Origin of the sequence: Dactylosporangium sp. NPDC005555, from assembly GCF_040605635.1 — a bacterium.
GTDB lineage: Bacteria > Actinomycetota > Actinomycetes > Mycobacteriales > Micromonosporaceae > Dactylosporangium.
Genome location: NZ_JBEXDG010000063.1, coordinates 11,999 through 25,687 on the forward strand (window position 1 = coordinate 11,999; position 13,689 = coordinate 25,687).

At 72.4% G+C, this 13,689-nt stretch carries 12 protein-coding genes and 1 pseudogene; 5 read left to right on the forward strand and 8 right to left on the reverse strand.

Annotated elements, in window-relative coordinates; translation table 11 throughout:
- Positions 1-50: 50 nt before the first annotated feature.
- Entirely contained in the window at positions 51-2,240 is a 2,190-nt protein-coding gene (locus ABZS58_RS42195) for a polyprenyl synthetase family protein (RefSeq protein ID WP_354789555.1), read from the forward strand.
- 25 nt (positions 2,241-2,265) lie between these two features.
- Here the strand turns inward: ABZS58_RS42195 and ABZS58_RS42200 are convergent, their stop codons facing one another.
- From ABZS58_RS42200 to ABZS58_RS42210, 3 genes are read right to left on the reverse strand one after another with little or no spacing between them, the layout of a single operon-like run.
- Positions 2,266-3,141 carry an LLM class flavin-dependent oxidoreductase gene (locus ABZS58_RS42200; protein ID WP_354789557.1) on the reverse strand — a complete coding sequence of 292 codons (876 nt, stop codon included), beginning with the start codon at positions 3,139-3,141 and terminating at the stop codon, positions 2,266-2,268.
- A 9-nt stretch (positions 3,142-3,150) separates the two neighbouring features.
- Positions 3,151-3,567: a GNAT family acetyltransferase gene (locus tag ABZS58_RS42205; protein WP_354789558.1), complete on the reverse strand. Its 417-nt coding sequence runs from the start codon at positions 3,565-3,567 to the stop codon at positions 3,151-3,153.
- Positions 3,568-3,576: 9 nt separating this feature from the next.
- Positions 3,577-4,065, reverse strand: coding sequence for a carboxymuconolactone decarboxylase family protein (locus tag ABZS58_RS42210; RefSeq protein WP_354789560.1), 489 nt, complete (start codon positions 4,063-4,065; stop codon positions 3,577-3,579).
- A 106-nt stretch (positions 4,066-4,171) separates the two neighbouring features.
- Between ABZS58_RS42210 and ABZS58_RS42215 the strand changes: the two genes are divergently transcribed.
- Together ABZS58_RS42215 and ABZS58_RS42220 are read left to right on the forward strand one after the other, a co-directional pair.
- Positions 4,172-5,023 (forward strand): sigma-70 family RNA polymerase sigma factor, encoded by an 852-nt coding sequence (locus ABZS58_RS42215; RefSeq protein WP_354789562.1) that lies wholly within the window; start codon positions 4,172-4,174, stop codon positions 5,021-5,023.
- A 19-nt stretch (positions 5,024-5,042) separates the two neighbouring features.
- On the forward strand, positions 5,043-5,450 hold the full coding sequence (locus tag ABZS58_RS42220) for a hypothetical protein (RefSeq protein WP_354789564.1): 408 nt from the start codon (positions 5,043-5,045) through the stop codon (positions 5,448-5,450).
- 34 nt (positions 5,451-5,484) lie between these two features.
- Here ABZS58_RS42220 and ahcY read toward each other — a convergent pair whose 3' ends face one another.
- The 5 genes and pseudogenes from ahcY to ABZS58_RS42245 form a co-directional block, all read right to left on the reverse strand.
- A complete protein-coding gene (ahcY, locus tag ABZS58_RS42225) occupies positions 5,485-6,945 on the reverse strand; it encodes an adenosylhomocysteinase (RefSeq protein WP_354789565.1) in 1,461 nt (486 codons plus the stop codon).
- Between the two features lie 118 nt (positions 6,946-7,063).
- The gene (locus tag ABZS58_RS42230; RefSeq protein ID WP_354789567.1) at positions 7,064-7,780 is read right to left on the reverse strand and encodes a hypothetical protein; all 717 of its coding nucleotides are present in this window, start codon (positions 7,778-7,780) and stop codon (positions 7,064-7,066) included.
- Between the two features lie 46 nt (positions 7,781-7,826).
- Positions 7,827-11,129: a DEAD/DEAH box helicase gene (locus ABZS58_RS42235; RefSeq protein ID WP_354789568.1), complete on the reverse strand. Its 3,303-nt coding sequence runs from the start codon at positions 11,127-11,129 to the stop codon at positions 7,827-7,829.
- 43 nt (positions 11,130-11,172) lie between these two features.
- Positions 11,173-11,586 carry a helix-turn-helix domain-containing protein gene (locus ABZS58_RS42240; RefSeq protein ID WP_354789614.1) on the reverse strand — a complete coding sequence of 138 codons (414 nt, stop codon included), beginning with the start codon at positions 11,584-11,586 and terminating at the stop codon, positions 11,173-11,175.
- A gap of 93 nt (positions 11,587-11,679) precedes the next feature.
- Positions 11,680-11,877: pseudogene (locus tag ABZS58_RS42245) on the reverse strand (helix-turn-helix domain-containing protein); the annotation flags it as partial.
- 220 nt (positions 11,878-12,097) lie between these two features.
- Between ABZS58_RS42245 and ABZS58_RS42250 the strand changes: the two are divergent.
- Both ABZS58_RS42250 and ABZS58_RS42255 read left to right on the forward strand, forming a co-directional pair.
- A complete protein-coding gene (locus tag ABZS58_RS42250; protein ID WP_354789570.1) occupies positions 12,098-12,763 on the forward strand; it encodes a DUF4097 family beta strand repeat-containing protein in 666 nt (221 codons plus the stop codon).
- Positions 12,764-12,818: 55 nt separating this feature from the next.
- Positions 12,819-13,598: an alpha/beta hydrolase gene (locus tag ABZS58_RS42255; protein WP_354789571.1), complete on the forward strand. Its 780-nt coding sequence runs from the start codon at positions 12,819-12,821 to the stop codon at positions 13,596-13,598.
- Positions 13,599-13,689 lie beyond the last annotated feature (91 nt).

Genomic DNA, 13,689 nt, shown 5'->3' on the forward strand with positions numbered 1-13,689 from the left:
GACCGGGAGAGACGCGCCGGGAGACCGGGAGAGAGGAGTGCCGCAGCCCGATGAGTGACCCAGCCGAGGCCAGTGGGCCGTTCGCGTTCTGTCAGGAGGACCTGGCGGAGGGCAGGTTGCTGGTGGGGGTCGGGCACACGCTGGCCGACTTCCGTGCCTGGGCCGGGGCCAATCCGGGGCTGGTCGAGCAGCATGTCGACCGGTGCACCGAGCAGTTGCGGGAAGCCAACCGGCCCGCGTGGCGGCGGCGGGCGCAGGCGCGGGTCCGGCAGCGCCGGGAGCTGGTGCACTTCAGCGTCTTCAACCTCGCCGAGGTGCCGTCGCCGGAAAGCGTGGCAGCGATCACGACGACGCGGCTGCCGAGCGTGCGGGAGATCCTCGGCGACATCGACGAGCGGCGCGGCGCGGCCGGGGTCGTCGCGGCGCTGGAGCGGCACCTGCCGGCGCTGCGGGGCACCGCCGGGGCCGGGTGGCTCGCCGATCGGCTGGAGCACCTGCACCGCATCCTGCCCGACGCGGTGGTGCGGGCCGGCGGCATGGGGAAGGTGGTGCGGGCGGCCACCGGCGTGCTGCTCATCGCGGCCCACAGCGGCAGGGCGGACCTCGCGGATGTCGTCCGCGGCGCGTACGGGCTCGGCGCGGCCTACGCGATCGTCGACGACACGCTGCACGACGGGCCGGGCCGGTATCTGCGGCAGCAGGAGCGGGAGCGGCTGCACGAGCTGATCATGAAGGGGCTCGCGACGGGGGAGCCGGCAGACCTCGCCGAGGTGCCGGAGCACCCCCTGGCCGAGGAGCTGCACGCCGTGCACGGGTGGCTGCTCGAGGACTATCCGTTCGACGCCTACCGGCACCTGTACCACGCGGCCGAAGCCATGTACCTCGCCCAGCACCGCGACGCCGGACGGACGGCGGCCGGGCCGGAGGCGATGTACCCGGACATGTTCGTCAAGGCGGGCATGAGCCGGGTCATCGCGAACCTCCTCGCGCGCCGCCAGGTCGACGACGGGTTCTACGGCCGGTGCATCAACACGATCTTCATCAGCCAGCTCCGCGACGACATCGTCGACGCCGCCGAGGACGAGCGGGCGGGCCGCCGGACGGCCACCCGGCTGGACGACCTGTTCGCATATCAGGCGTACGTCGCGGAAGAGGTCTACGGCGGTGACCCGGTGGCCGCGGACGCGCTCGCGTACTACACCACCACCCGGCTGAGCCGTGCCGAAGACCTGCGCGCGCACCACACCGGCAGCGGCGCGGTCCAGCGGTTCCTGGACGCGGCGACCGGGAGACCCGCCCGCGCGGACGTGGCGGAGCAGCGGCTGCGGGAGCGGGCCGGGCGGGTGTTGTCGAGAAGGGCGCCGACCGCCGTCGACTGCCGCACGTTCATCGCCGATCGGGTGCCGTACGTCAACAGCCTGCTCGACCGGCGCTGGCCGGCGAGCACCGGCGACGATCTCGACGCCGTCGTCGGATACGCCCTCGCGGGGTCGGCGAAACGCCTCCGGCCGGCGCTCGGGCTCATGCTCGCCGAGGGCCTCGGCGTGGATCCGGAGTCCATCGAGCCGGTCCTCGTCGCCGGCGAGCTGTTCCACACCGCGAGCCTCATCTTCGACGACCTGCCGGCGCAGGACGGCGCGACGCTGCGCCGCGGACGGCCCGCGCTGCACATGGTGTACGGCGAAGCGAGCGCCCAGCTCGCGGCCCTGTCGATGATCTCGTCCGCCTTCGGCCTGGTGGCCCAGCTGGACCGCAGCTTCCCGGCGAGCCGGGTCACCAGGGTCATCGACTACGTGGGCTCGGTCCTCGGCCCGGCGGGCCTGTGCCGCGGCCAGCACCTCGACCTGCGGCTCAACACCACCAGCGCACCGGCGGCGATCATCGAGATGTACGGCCTCAAGACCTCCACGGCGATCGAGGCGTCCCTGGTGCCGCTGCTGATGCTGCTGGACCGGCCGCCGGAGCAGGTCGAGGAGCTCAAACGGTTCGCCTTCCACGCCGGCGTGGTGTTCCAGCTGCACGACGACGTCCTGGACGCGACCTCGTCGACCGGGCTGCTCGGCAAGGACGCCGGCAACGACACCGCCAAGGCCAACATCGTGCGCACCTGCGGCCTCGCCGAGGCCCGCCGCCTCACCGCCGAGCACCTCACCGCGGCGGTCGGCTGCTGCGACCGGCTGCCCTTCGACACGGACCTGCTCGCCTGCGCCGCCCGCCACTTCGCGACCCGCCGGCACTGACCGCGACAAGGCGTCGGAGGAGGCGTCAGAGCAGACGCTCGGCGATCGCGTCGGCGATCTCGGGGTCCTCGATCCACACCGGGTCGCCGGGGCGAGGGTCGTGGAAGACGATGTCGGTGAAGCCGAGCGCCTCGTAGCGGCCGGCGAAGTCCTCGAACGCCGCCACGCTCGCGAGGGGCCGCTCTGCGGTGTTCCCGACGAGGTAGATGCGCTCGATCGACGCCGGGTCCCGGCCGAGCTCGGCGCAGCGGTCCTCGAGGACGGCCGCCTGCCGGCGTACCGCGGCCTCGATCGCGGCAGGGGACTGGTCGGCCGCGTCGGGCTCGCCGAAGGTGATCCACGCGTCGGCGAGCCGTGCGGTGAGCGCCAGGGTCTTCGGCCCGGCGGCCGCGACCGCGAGGGGTAGCCGGGGCCGCTGGACGCAGCCGGGGACCATCCGCGCGTCATCGACGGTGTAGTGCTCGCCCCGGTGCGAGTACACGGGCTCCCGCAGCAGCCCGTCGAGCACCTCGGCGAACTCGGCGAGCCGGGCCGCCCGCTGCCGGGGCGTGCGGACCGGCTCACCGAGGACCGTGGCGTCGAAGCCGGTGCCGCCCGCGCCGATGCCGAGGGTGAGCCGCCCGCCGCTGACGTGGTCGAGGGTCATCGCCTCCTTCGCCAGCGCGACGGGATGCCGGAACGTCGGCGACGTGACCATCGTGCCGAGCCGCACCCGGCTCGTCACCCCGGCGAGCCCGGTCAGCCACGGGATCGCGGCGTGCCACGGCTCCTCCCGGTACCGGCGCCAGGACAGGTGGTCGTAGGTCCACAGATGCGCGTAGCCGAGCGCTTCGAGGTGCCGGGCCCGCTCAACGGTCCGCGCCCACGGGTCGGTGGGGAGCAGCAGCACACCGAGTCGCATCCCATGATCCTATGGCCCCGCCGCGGCCAACGGTTTGGTGCACAGCACGTCGGGGACCGGCAGATATCCCATGGCCTGCCAGAACCGGAGCCCGGCGGCGTTGTCCGGCAGGACCATGAGGTTCGCCCGCGGGCAGCCCAGCGCGGCGAGGCGGCGCTCCAGCTCCCCGACCAGCGCCGTCGCGAGGCCCCGCCGGCGGTGGGCCGGGTCGACGGCGAGCCGCAGGATCCAGCCCCGCCGCCCGTCATACGTGCCCAGGACCACCGCCGCGACCGCCTCGTCCACCTGGGCGACCAGGAACAGCTCCGGGTCGCGGTCGAGCTTCGCCGCCAGCTCGGCCCGCGGCACGACCTCGCTGCCGGCGGACTCCCAGATCGCGACGACGGCGTCGTAGTCGGGCCATCGGAACCGGCGGATGTGCGTCACCGTTGCAGGTTAGTCGCGCCACTGCTCCTTCGGTGACACGCCCGGCAGCGGCCTGCCGATGAGGGCGAGGGGGATGTAGAAGCCGACCTGGCCGATCGCCATGGTGAGCGCGGCGAGGGCCGTGTCGTCGTAGTGGCGGCTGGCCTCGTCGTACAACGCGTCGGGGACCCGCTCGCCGGACGGGTTCGCCGTCAGGACCGCCTCGACCAGGGCGAGCGCGGCCCGCTCCGCCCCGGTGAAGCAGCTCGCGTCGCGCCAGGAGGCGACCGCGGTGATCCGGTCCTCCGTCTCGCCGGCCTTGCGCAGGATCCCGGTGTGCATGACGGTCAGATAGGTGTTGCCGACGATCTGCCCCGCCCGCAGGTGTACGAGCCCGATGGTGGCCCGGGGCACCGAGCCGTTCCCGGTGGCCCGGAACAGGGCCGCGCCGATCTCCAGCAGTTCGGGGACGAGCCGGGACGGGTCGGGGAGCCGGGACTGGACGGCGTCGCTGGTCATGTCTGTCATGCCGGTGTGACGGATCGCGCGGCGGGAAGGTGACCGGTCACCTTTTCCCGGCGCGATCCGTCACCGCTGCGACATCACCTTCGAGAGGATCGTGACCGTGACCGCCGAGGACCTGCTGGCCGTGCAGTTCGAGGACCACCGCGTCCGGCTGAAGGCGGTCGCGTACCGCATGCTCGGCTCCCTGACCGACGCCGACGACGCGGTGCAGGAGGCGTGGCTGCGGCTGGCCCGCGCCGGTGCCGGCGACATCGGCAACCTCGGCGGCTGGCTGACCACCGTCGTGGGCCGGGTGTGCCTCGACATGCTGCGCGCCCGCGCTTCCCGCCGCGAGGACCGCCTGCCGGATGTCGTGGTCACGGCGGCCGACGTGGCGGATCCCGAGGGGGAGGCGTTGCTGGCGGAGTCGGTGGGGCTGGCGCTGCTGGTGGTGCTGGAGTCGCTGACCCCGGCGGAGCGGCTCGCGTTCGTCCTGCACGACCTGTTCGGGCTGCCGTTCGAGCAGATCGCGCCGATCGTGGACCGTACACCGGTGGCCGCCAAGAAACTGGCCAGCCGGGCACGACAGCGGGTCCGCGGTGCGGCCCCCGGCCCGGACCCCGACATCGCCGGTCAGCGCCGCGTGGTCGACGCGTTCCTGGCCGCCGCCCGCGGTGGTGACTTCGCCGCGCTGCTGAGCGTCCTGGACCCCGACGTCGTGCTCCGCGCCGACACCGGCGCCGGCCTGAAGGTCCTCCGCGGTCGCGCGGCCGTGTCCGGGCAGGCCGCCACGTTCCAGCGGATGGCGACGCGCTGCGTCACCGGCGCCGTGCTCGTCAACGGCGCCGCCGGGCTGGTCAACACCGTCGACGGGCAGGTCGTCTCGGTCATGAGCTTCACCGTCGCGGGCGGCCGGATCGCCTCGATCGACATCCTGTCCGACCCTTCGCGGCTGCCACGGTTGTACGGTTGAGCGCAGGGGGTGAGAGCACATGATCGTCACCCAGGAACAGATGCGAGTGGCGGTGCCGCCGATGTCCGCCTACGGGCATCTGGTGCACTTCACCGAATATCCGAGGTTCATGTCCGGGATCCTCGGGCTGACCCCGTCCGGCGACCGTGCGGCGCACCTGGCGCTCGACATCGGCGGGCGGCGGGTCGAGCTCGACGCGGTCCTCGGCGACACCGAGGAGGGGCGCTACGTGCGCTGGGACAGCGCGCAGCTCATCGAGGCGTTCTGGCTGGAGCCGCTCGCCGACGGCGCGACCAACGTGGTCGCGGTCGCGCAGCTGGACGAGCGCCTGGTGCGGCCGCATGACGCGCAGCCGGACGCGACGTTGCACGCCCGGCTGCGCATGGATCTCAAGGGGTTCAAGCGGTACTGCGAGGAGAGCGACTGAGTTCGGGCAGCACCCGAACTCAGCCGGTCATCGGTCAGTAGCGGTAGTGCTCCGGCTTGTACGGGCCGGCGACGTCCACGCCGATGTACTCCGCCTGCTCCTTGGACAGCTCGGTGAGCCGGACGCCGAGCGCCTCGAGGTGCAGCGCGGCGACCTTCTCGTCGAGGCGCTTCGGCAGGCGGTACACCTGACGCTCGTACGCGTCCGGCTTCGTGAACAGCTCGATCTGCGCGATCGTCTGGTTGGTGAAGCTGTTGGACATGACGAAGCTCGGGTGACCGGTCGCGTTGCCGAGGTTGAGCAGCCGGCCCTCCGACAGCACGATGATCGCGTGGCCGTCGGGGAACGTCCACTCGTGGACCTGCGGCTTGATCTCGTTCTTCACGATGCCGGGAACCTTCTGCAGTCCCGCCATGTCGATCTCGTTGTCGAAGTGGCCGACGTTGCCGACGATCGCGTTGTGCTTCATCGCGGCCAGGTCGGCGGCCATGATGATGTCCTTGTTGCCGGTGGTGGTGATGAACAGGTCACCGGTCGCGACCACGTCCTCGAGCCGGACCACGGGCAGGCCGTGCATGGCCGCCTGCAGCGCGCAGATCGGGTCGATCTCGGTGACGACGACCCGGGCGCCCATGCCGCGCAGCGCCTCCGCGGCGCCCTTGCCGACGTCGCCGTAGCCGCAGACGACGGCGAGCTTCCCGGCCAGCATCACGTCCGTGGCGCGGTTGATGCCGTCCAGGAGCGAGTGCCGGATGCCGTACGTGTTGTCGAACTTCGACTTGGTGACGGAGTCGTTGACGTTGATCGCGGGGAACAGCAGCTCACCGGCCTCGGCGAGCTTGTAGAGCCGCTTGACGCCGTTGGTGGTCTCCTCGGTGACCCCGCGGATGCCGGCGGCCAGCTTGGTGAAGCGGCGGCCGTCCTTGGCGAGGCTGTCGGCGAGGGTACCCAGGACCAGCGCGAACTCCTCCGAGTCGTCGGCCGTCGGCTGCGGGACCTGGCCCGCGGCCTCGAACTCGACGCCCTTGTGCACGAGCAGCGTGGCGTCGCCGCCGTCGTCGACGATCATGTTCGGGCCGAGGCCGTCGCCGAAGTCGAACAGCTGGTCGGTGCACCACCAGTACTCGGCGAGGGTCTCACCCTTCCACGCGAACACCGGGGTGCCGGTCGGCGCCTCCTCGGTGCCGCCGGGGCCGACGACGACCGCGGCGGCCGCCTCGTCCTGGGTGGAGAAGATGTTGCAGGACACCCAGCGGACCTGCGCGCCGAGGGCGACGAGGGTCTCGATGAGCACCGCGGTCTGCACGGTCATGTGCAGGGAGCCGGCGATCCGGGCGCCGCGCAACGGCTGCGCGCCGGCGAACTCGCGACGCGTCGCCATGAGACCCGGCATCTCGTGCTCGGCGAGCCGGATCTGCGTGCGGCCGGAGGCCGCGAGAGAGAGATCGGCAACGGCGAATTCGATCCCGTTGCGCGTCTGCAGGAACTTGTGCATAGCCTGAGGTCACCTCCCGGTGACAGGAGGCGCCCTTGGGTCAAGGGTAGTCAGCGGCCGAGCGTGGCGAACCCGTCATGGGCCCGTCGCAGCGCCTCTCGGCCGTGACCGCGGCATCTCAGCCGCGATTGGTTTCGACGGTACCGTCGCCTGCTTTGGCTTCGCAACCCAATGTGCGGTAGACAGCACGGAGCAAGTCGGTGACCTCGAAGCGGCCGGCGGTGAGGTGCAGCTGGTCGAGCTGGTCCAGGAGGGCGTCGCTGCGCCTGACGGTGCCGGGCAACGGTTCCGCGGGCTTCGGCAGCCTGGGACCGGCGGTCCAGAAGCCCGCCCGGGTCTGTGGCGGTGCGTCCGCCGGGGCGATGTGCCCGGTCTGCGAGACCCGATGGCCGCGGAGCTGTTCGAGGAGCTCGTCGCGGCCCTTGCCGCGCCAGGCGAGGATGTTGAACGGGTCGTTGTCGAACTCCTCGGCCAGGACGTAGCAGGCGGCGGTCAGGTGCCGGCACGGCTTCTGCCAGCCGGGGCAGTCGCAGTCCATGACGAGGTCGGCGAGGCTCTGCGGGAACAGCGACAGCCCGAACCTGCCCAGAGTGGTGTCGAGGTCCTCGGGAAGATCGCCGGCAAGCAGTCTGGCCGCGTACCGCGCCTCGGTGGACAGGGCCCGCTCGATCCTCGCCCAGTCGGCGGCGGAGAACGCTCTGGTGGCGATCCGCGGCCGGTAGGTCTCGCCGTCCTCGTCGAGCACGAGCGCGGTCACGACGCTGCTGGAGATGGTCAGCGAGCGGACGTTGCCGGCTCTGGCGTACCGGCGGCCGACGGAAAATGTCGTACCCATGCGCAAGGATTCGAGCATGGCGATGAACTGGTGGGACCACCTCCGGCTAGGCATCCGTCGCCTCCGGCCGCAGCGTCATCAGGTCCAGGAGGTCGTCGGTGGACAGGCCGGTCAGCCAGCCCTCGCCGCTGCCGACGGCCACCCCGGCGAGGGTCCGCTTCTCGGCCATGACCGTGTCGACGCGCTCCTCGATCGTGCCGACACAGACGAAGGTGTGCACCTGCACGTCGCGGCGCTGCCCGATGCGGAAGGCCCGGTCCGTGGCCTGCTGCTCGGTCGCCGGGTTCCACCAGCGGTCCACGTGCACGACGTGGTTGGCGGCGGTCAGGTTGAGCCCGGTCCCGCCCGCCTTCAGCGACAGCAGCAGCACCCCCGGCCCGGCACCTGCCTGGAAGCGTTGCACCATCGCGTCTCTGGCACCCTTCGCGGTGCCGCCGTGCAGGAATTCGACCCCGGTGCCGAGCCGCCCGGCGAGGTAGGGGGCCAGCATGTGGCCGAACTTGGCGAACTGCGTGAAGACCAGCGCCCGGTCCCCGGTGTCCAGGGCCGTCGCGAGGATCTCCTCGAGGCGGGCCAGCTTCCCCGACCGGCCCGCCAGCGGCGTGCCGTCGCCCATCAGGTGCGCCGGGTGGTTGCACACCTGCTTGAGCTTCGTCATCGCCGACAGCACCAGGCCCTTGCGCTGGTCGCCGGCCCGCCCCTCGCGCAGCTTGACGAAGAGCTCGTTCACCACCGCCTTGTAGAGGGTCGCCTGTTCGAGGGTCAGGTTGCACCACTGGCGGCGTTCGAGCTTGTCCGGCAGGTCGGCGATGACGGCCCGGTCCGTCTTCACCCGCCGCAGCAGGAAGGGCCGGGTGACCCGCCGCAGCCTGGCCGCCGCGTCCGCGTCGGCGTAACGCTCGACGGGCACCGAGTAGCGGGCCCGGAAGATGCTCGCCGGGCCGAGCAGCCCGGGGTTGAGGAAGTCCGCGATCGACCACAGCTCGGTGAGCCGGTTCTCCACCGGCGTCCCCGTCAGCGCGACCCGGTGCCGCGCCGGGATCTCCCGCACCGCCCGCGCGGCGGCGCTGGTGCTGTTCTTCACGTGCTGCGCCTCGTCGAGCACGATCCGGTCCCAGGCCCTCGACGCCAGCCGCTCCACGTCCCGGGTCGCGACCTGGTAGGTGGTGAGCACCAGGTCGGTGTCGTCGTCGAGCTTCCGCTCGGTGCCGTGGTGCACGGCGACCCGCAGGCCGGGCGTGAAGCGTCCGATCTCGCGCCGCCAGTTGCCGAGCACCGACAGCGGGCACACGATCAGCGTCGGCGGCCGCTTCCCGCGTTCGCGCAGCAGCGCCTCGAGGGCGAGGACCTGCACGGTCTTGCCGAGCCCCATGTCGTCGGCGAGCAGCGCCCCGACCCCGAGCCCGTCGAGGAACGCCAGCCACGACAGTCCCTTGCGCTGATAGGGCCGCAGCGTCGTGGCCAGCGACGCGGGCGGGTCCAGGAGCTCGAGGCGCTCCACGGCCCGCCCGGTCAGCAGGTCCGCGAGCCACCCGGTGCCGTCGACGCCGGTGACGGGCAGCGGCAGATCGGTCTCGGGGATGAGCCTGACGAGCCGCATCGCCTCTCCGACGGACATGTGCCCCTGCCCGCCGCGTGCGAGGAACGCGAGCCCGGCCCGCAGCTTCTCCCGGTCCAGGTGCACCCACCGGCCGCGCAGCCTGACCAGGGGCACCTTCGCCCGGGCGAGCTCCCGCAGATCCGCCTCGCTGAGGAATTCGTCGCCGATCGCGAGCCCCCACCGGTAGGCGACGATCGCGGCCCGGTTCGCCGTCGTGTCCCGCAGCACCGGACTGGCCGGCTGCGCCGTGTGCGTCGTCAGCGTCAGCCCCAGGTCCTGCCGCCGCTGCCACTGCGCCGGCAGCAGGACCCCGAAACCCGCGTCGTGCAGCACCCCCGCGTGCCGCAGGAAGTCGTAGGCGCCGATCGTGTCGAGCCGCAGACTCTCGGGCCGCGCCTGGTGCAGCGCCTCGTCGAGCTCGGGCCAGAGCCGGCTCGCCCTGCCGAGGTCCGCCAGCAGCACGTCCTGCGGGTAGTCGACCCATCTGAACAGCGGCGACGACGCGTCCCGCCACACGTCCCCGGCCGGCACGAGCAACCCGGGCTCCGCGACCGGCTGCATCATGAACTCGACCAGCCACCCTGACGCGTCCCGCCCGTCGTCACCGCCGACCCCGGCCGTCGTCGCCGTCGTTGCTTTTGCGGCCGCTGCCGTTGCAGTCACCGCTGCCGTCGTTGCGGCCGCTGCCGTCGTTGCCGTCGTCGTTGCGTTTGCGGCCGTTGCCATTGCTCTTGCTGTCGTCGCTGCTGCCGCGCCCGGATGCCGGTCGTCGACGCCGTCGTCTTCGTCGAACTCCTCGACGAACGTCAGCCTGAAGCACAACCGCACTGCCGCCGGCCGGCCGCTTGCCACCCACCGCCGGATCTCGTCTCGCACCCGCCGCACGTCGGTGCTCTCCCGCACGACCCGCCCGAGCTCCCGCGGCTGGTCCTGTGGCTGGTCCTGTGGCTGGTCCTGCGGCTGGTCCTGGACCGGGCGTTCGCGGAGGGCCGGGTCGGGGCCGGTCAGGGCGGCGAGCCAGGCGCGGACGGTGGTGTCCTGGCGGACCTGGGAGCCCGCGACGATCGGGCGGTCGCCCAGTGCGGCGCGGACGAGGGCGTCGACCTGGTGGGACAGGGCGGCGCGGACGGCTTCCTCGGCGGTCCAGTCGCCGGCGGCGTAGGCGACACCTGGCATCGCCCGCCACAGGGCCTCGAAGGTGGCGGCGTCGTCGGACCAGAGGACCGGCTGCCAGCGGGCTTCGAGGGGGTGGTCGAGGAGGTCGGGGAGGACGCGGCCCCGTTGCACCAGGTCGATGGCGAAGGTGACCAGGTCTGTCAGGGCGCCGATCGAAGGGCCTGCCGTCCTGGTGCGCCCGTCCACCGGCGCCGGGTCAGCTCCGAGGCCGGCGGGAGCCTGGGCGTCGGACGGGTCGTCGGCGTCGGCGGCGGCCAGGGCGGCCTCGAGGTCGGTGCCGGCGGGGACGTACACGGCCGGGACGGTCCACAGCATCCTCGCCACGGGGTCCGGGGAGCGGTCGGTGGGCGCCGCGGCGCCGAGCAGGGTGGGGGAGGGCAGGGGGCGGGCGGCGGTCGTCGGCAGGGCGAGGTCCGCGGTGCCGATGTCGCCCGGGATCGGGGGGAGGATCGCGAACGGGTGCGGGATCGCTCGCCGTGGGCGGCGGCGCAGGCCTGAGGCGGGCCCTGGGGGTGCTTCGGCCCAGCAGGCCAGCCGGCCGCCGTCGGTGATGACCCCGTGCACGACGTTCACCCGGAGACCCTACTCCGCAGGCAGTGGCACGCCGGCCGCCGGATCAGTCCGGTCTGGTGTGGAGGATCTCGCGGACCTGCTCAGCGGCGCGGAGGATGCTCTCGCTGATGAAGTCGCTGAAGCGGGCGATGTTCTCGAGGCGGGCGGCGGCCGGGCTGCCGGGGCCGAGGACGGTGACCCCCTGGCGGGCAGTGGCGGCGACCTGGGCGATGCCGTGGGCGCTGGCGATCGTCGACTGATACCAGACGTCGTCGTCGACGAAGTAGCGCTCGCGCCGGCGGTCGTCGCGGACGCGGCGGACGAGCCCCTGCTCCTCCAGGAACGCGACGGCCTTGGAGACCGAGGCCGGGCTGACCTGGAGGCGCTGGACGAGCTCCGCAGCGGTGAGGCTGCCCGCGTCGGCGGTGAAGAGGCAGGTCAGCACGCGGGACACCATCTTCGGCAGGCCCTGTTGCATCAGCAGGGTGGTGAACGTCTCCTCGTATTCACGCACGGCCTCGTCGTCGCGGCCGTGCCCGGGAGCGGGCGCGCGTGGTGGGGTGCTCCTGCGGCGGTGGGCGCGGCGTTCGGTGGCGCGGTGGGCCAGGTCGGCGCGGTATGCGGTGGGGCCGCCGTTGCGCAGCACCTCGCGCGTGATCGTCGAGGTGGGGCGGTCGAGACGCCGGGCGATCTCCGCATACGCGAGGTCGTCGGCCAGCCCCAGCGCGATCTGCTGACGCTCCTGCTGGGTGAGTCTGCCTCCCGGCACGGCGGGTCTCCCTTCCTGTCGGTGCCATCGTAGCGTTCGCCGTCAGGTCAATGCAACGACGTGCAGGAGCTGCATTGCGTTAGCTCCACGTCCGTTGCAACGATATCTGGCATCTGAGCTGCAATAACGCGATCACGTTGCAACAGTAGCGTTGCCGGAAGTACGAACGCAAAGTAGCGTTTCGCACATCGGAAACAAGGAAGACAACGAGGAGCAGACGATGCAGCACTTCGAGACGCCCGCCGCCGTCACCGCCGTCCTGGACATCCCCGCCGGGCGGATCCAGGTCATCGCCGCCGACCGGGCCGACACGACCGTCGAGGTCCGGCCCGCCGACGCCGGCAAGAGCCGCGACGTGCGGGCCGCTGAGCAGACCAGGGCCGAATACGCCGGCGGCGTCCTGCGGGTCGCCGGCCCGGCCGCGCAGCACCAGATCCTCGGCCCGTCCGGCTCGGTGGAGGTGACGGTCCAGCTGCCCGCCGGCTCCAGCGTCGAGGTCAAGGCCGCGGCCGTCGAGTTCCGGGCCGTCGGGCGGTTCGGCGACATCACCGGCGAGGGCCTGCACGGCGCGGTCAAGATCGACGAGGCGGTGGGCGTGCGTGTGACCGCCCACGACAGCGCCGTCACCGTCGGCCGTCTCACCGGCCCCGCGGAGATCAGCACCATGAAGGGCGACATCACCATCGGCGAGGCCGTCCGCGGCGCGGTCGTCCTCCGCACCCGGATGGGTGACGTGACCGTGCACGCCGCCGCCGGGGTGTCCGCCTCGCTGGACGCCGGCACCGGCCACGGCCGGGTCACCAGCGCCCTGAGGAACACCGGCGCCACCGAGCTGAGCATCAAGGCCACCACCGACCACGGCGACATCGACGCCCGCAGCCTCTAGCAGCGCACAGCGGCCCAGTACATGAGCAAACCCCGAAAAGCGCGAAGGAGCTGACATGACCACCGCCCCCTGGACCGGCATGATGCCGGTCGACGACACCGCCCTGGCCGTCACAGACACCGGCGGCACCGGGATCCCGGTCGTGTACCTCAACGGCCAGTTCGCCACCCAGGGCTACTGGCGGCGGGTCATCGCCGACCTGGGCCCGGCCTGGCGGCACATCACCTACGACGAGCGGGCCCGCGGCAGGTCGAAACGGTCCAGCGACTACTCGTTCCAGGTCGCCGTCCGCGACGTCGACGCGGTCCTGGAAGCCAGGGGCATCGACCGGGCGGTGCTCGTCGGCTGGTCCTACGGCGCGAACATCGCCGCGCACTGGGCCAGTGCGAACCCCGGCCGCACCATCGGCGCGGTGCTGGTCGACGGCGCGCAACCGTACGACTGGCTGGACGAGGCGATGGAGCAGCGGATCCGCAAGCTGTTCCGGCGGATGGGCTGGTTCCTGCCGCTGCTGCGCCCGACCGGTCTCGCCCCGCGGATGACCGCCGGCCAGCAGGCCGACAGCAACATCGAGATCGGCAAGCTGTCCCGGGTGGACGTGCTCGGCCCGGTGCTGGACGCGATCACCGTCCCGACCCGGTACGTGATCGCCTCCGGGACCTCGTTCGGCAGCCGCGGCGACGAGCAGGAACGCATCCGCTCAGGCCTCGACGCGGTGACCGCCCGCAACCCGCACATCCGGATCAGCGCGAAGGTCCCGAGCAACCACGGCGCCATCCTGCGCAAGGACTTCCACGCCGTCGCCGGGGCGGTGCGCGAGGTCGCGGCCCTCTAGGGTGACGCCGTGGCGTCATGGCAGCGGATCGATGCATGGCCGGGACGGAACGCGCCGGTGACCGCCGCCGCGATCCGTCCCGTCGGGGACG